Origin of the sequence: Clostridium sp. (assembly GCF_051656525.1) — a bacterium.
Classification (GTDB): Bacteria; Bacillota; Clostridia; order Clostridiales; family Clostridiaceae; genus Clostridium.
Window position 1 is genome coordinate 1 of record NZ_JBOGCC010000402.1, and the last position, 2,413, is coordinate 2,413.

General features: G+C 27.8%; 4 protein-coding genes. All 4 read left to right on the top strand.

The window, feature by feature from the left end:
• Positions 1–295 precede the first annotated feature (295 nt).
• The 4 genes from ACRDDY_RS19500 (at position 296) to ACRDDY_RS19515 (ending at position 2,299) form a co-directional block, all read left to right on the top strand.
• Positions 296–520 (top strand): DUF1659 domain-containing protein, encoded by a 225-nt coding sequence (locus tag ACRDDY_RS19500; protein ID WP_438566571.1) that lies wholly within the window; start codon positions 296–298, stop codon positions 518–520.
• A gap of 18 nt (positions 521–538) precedes the next feature.
• A complete protein-coding gene (locus ACRDDY_RS19505; protein WP_438566572.1) occupies positions 539–760 on the top strand; it encodes a DUF2922 domain-containing protein in 222 nt (73 codons plus the stop codon).
• A gap of 190 nt (positions 761–950) precedes the next feature.
• Positions 951–1,871 carry an Rpn family recombination-promoting nuclease/putative transposase gene (locus ACRDDY_RS19510; RefSeq protein WP_438566573.1) on the top strand — a complete coding sequence of 307 codons (921 nt, stop codon included), beginning with the start codon at positions 951–953 and terminating at the stop codon, positions 1,869–1,871.
• 203 nt (positions 1,872–2,074) lie between these two features.
• Positions 2,075–2,299: a DUF1659 domain-containing protein gene (locus ACRDDY_RS19515; protein ID WP_438566571.1), complete on the top strand. Its 225-nt coding sequence runs from the start codon at positions 2,075–2,077 to the stop codon at positions 2,297–2,299.
• Positions 2,300–2,413: the final 114 nt, after the last annotated feature.

The window sequence follows — 2,413 nt, forward strand, 5'->3', positions numbered from 1 at the left end:
TAATTAAAGAGATAATTTAAAATTAAGAATCTAGAATTAGAGGAACTTGTAAGCAAGTTTTGAAGGTTTGAATTATAGAAAATGTGAGAATAATAAAAAATTAAAATATAAACTAAAATCCAAACCCCGTGGCACGGAAGAGCTAAAAGCTAGTCCGTGCCATGGGGTTTTTCTGTAAAATAAATAAAAAGTAAATGAGTCTAAAACTTTTTATTTATTTTTTTGAAAAATTTTTAGTTTTTTTAGCAACGTTTTTGTTTTGTGCATATCTAAGTTATGAAGGGAGTGATTGAATATGATAAAGAAAGTAATTGAAAAGGTGGCGCTTAAAGTATCTTATGCCAAAGGAACTGATGATAAGGGGAATGACGTTATTAAGTCTCAAAGTTTTAGAGGTATTAATGTGGAGGTTTCTCCAGAGGATTTATATGGTTTTGGAGGTCTTATTGAAGGCTTACTTAACTATACTGTTTCAGGTTTTAGTACTGAAGAAGATTATGATTTAATAGAGCAAGCATAGTAGAAGGGGGAGTAGAGTATGTTAGAAAAAGTATTAGTAATGACATTTGAAAATGCAGCAGGGAAGAATTTATCAATTAGGGTGAGTGATATTTTAGATGAGCTTTCATCTGAATCAGTAAAGGCTGTTGTGAACTTTATTAAAGCCAAGGGAATCTTCACAATAGACGGTTCTCCAATAACAAAGGTTTTAAAGGCTGAAGTGATAGCAATAGAAAAAACAATTTTAGATTTAGCTTAAAAAATAAAAAGATAAAACAGTAGCTTTCAATACATGAATTGAAGCTACTGTTTTTTGTTTAGATTTATGAAAAAAGAGTTTATAAAACTTTGTATGCAAGTATATTTTAAATGATGATATTAAAGAAACTGTATAAGAATTTTAAGATAAGTAAATAATTAAAGCAAAAGATAAAGTTGAGGATAGTATAATGAATAAAATCAAAAAAGATATGTATCATATTCATGATAAGAGTTACAAAGATTTATATTCTAAGAAAGAAGTAGCAATCGATTTACTTAAAAATTATGTAAAAAAAGAGTTTACGAAAGACTTGAAAGCAGAAGATTTAACCCTAGTAAATAAGTCGTTTATTTCATCAGATTATGAAGAAACAGAAAGTGATATAGTTTATAAAATAAAAATTGGAGATACAGAAGCTATATTTTATATACTTTTGGAGTTTCAATCAAGAGTAGATTATAGAATGCCATTAAGATTATTATTTTATACTGTAGAAATTTTAAGAGAATTTTCAAAAAATGAAAATCATAAAAAGACAGATAAAAATATAAAAATACCAGCAGTAATACCAATAGTTTTATATAATGGAAAACAAGTTTGGGATGTACCAACAGAATTTAGAAAAATGTTTTATGGTGAGGAAAAATTTCATAGTGGAATTTTAAACTTTACATATGATATATTTGATATAAATAATGGATTTACAAAGGAAGAATTATTAGAGCAAAAAAATGTAACATCAGCGATATTTTTATTAGATCAAAAAATAACAGCGATAGAATTTTTGAATAGAATAAAAGAAATAGCATTATTCTTTGATGGTTTGAGTGAAGAAGAGTTAAAAGCAATAAAACATTGGATAAAAAATACTACTGAAGATAAGTTGGCTAAAACAGCAACAAAAGTATTAGAATCAAAGAGAGAGGAGGTTTTAACTATGGTAGCAAATAATGCATTTATGTTAAAAGAATTAAAAGAAGAGGGAAGAGAAGAAGGGATTAAATTAACAAAGAAAATATTTAAGCTTTCAAGTAGTGGAAAAAGTCTAGAAGAAATAGCTAAAGAATGCAAAATGACTGTAGATGAAGTTAAAGCGATTGTGGAATAATATAAAAATTAAAATATAAACTAAAATCCAAACCCCGTGGCATGGAACAGCTAACAGCTAGTCCGTGCCATGGGGTTTTTCTGTAAATTAAATAAAAAGTAAATGAGTCTAAAACTTTTTATTTATTTTTTTGAAAAATTTTTAGTTTTTTTAGCAACGTTTTTATTTTGTGCATATCTAAGTTATGAAGGGAGTGATTGAATATGATAAAGAAAGTAATTGAAAAGGTGGCGCTTAAAGTATCTTATGCCAAAGGAACTGATGATAAAGGGAATGACGTTATTAAGTCTCAAAGTTTTAGAGGTATTAATGTGGAGGTTTCTCCAGAGGATTTATATGGTTTTGGAGGTCTTATTGAAGGCTTACTTAACTACACTGTTTCAGGTTTTAGTACTGAAGAAGATTATGATTTAATAGAGCAAGCATAGTAGAAGGGGGGAGTAGAGTATGTTAGAAAAAGTATTAGTAATGACATTTGAAAATGCAGCAGGGAAGAATTTATCAATTAAGGTGAAGGATATTTTAGATGAGCTTTCATCTGA

Coding starts and splice junctions, on each gene's coding strand:
- ACRDDY_RS19510 (WP_438566573.1), top strand. CDS start 951: ATGAATAAAATCAAAAAAGATATGTATCATATTCATGATAAGAGTTAC.
- ACRDDY_RS19515 (WP_438566571.1), top strand. CDS start 2,075: ATGATAAAGAAAGTAATTGAAAAGGTGGCGCTTAAAGTATCTTATGCC.
- ACRDDY_RS19500 (WP_438566571.1), top strand. CDS start 296: ATGATAAAGAAAGTAATTGAAAAGGTGGCGCTTAAAGTATCTTATGCC.
- ACRDDY_RS19505 (WP_438566572.1), top strand. CDS start 539: ATGTTAGAAAAAGTATTAGTAATGACATTTGAAAATGCAGCAGGGAAG.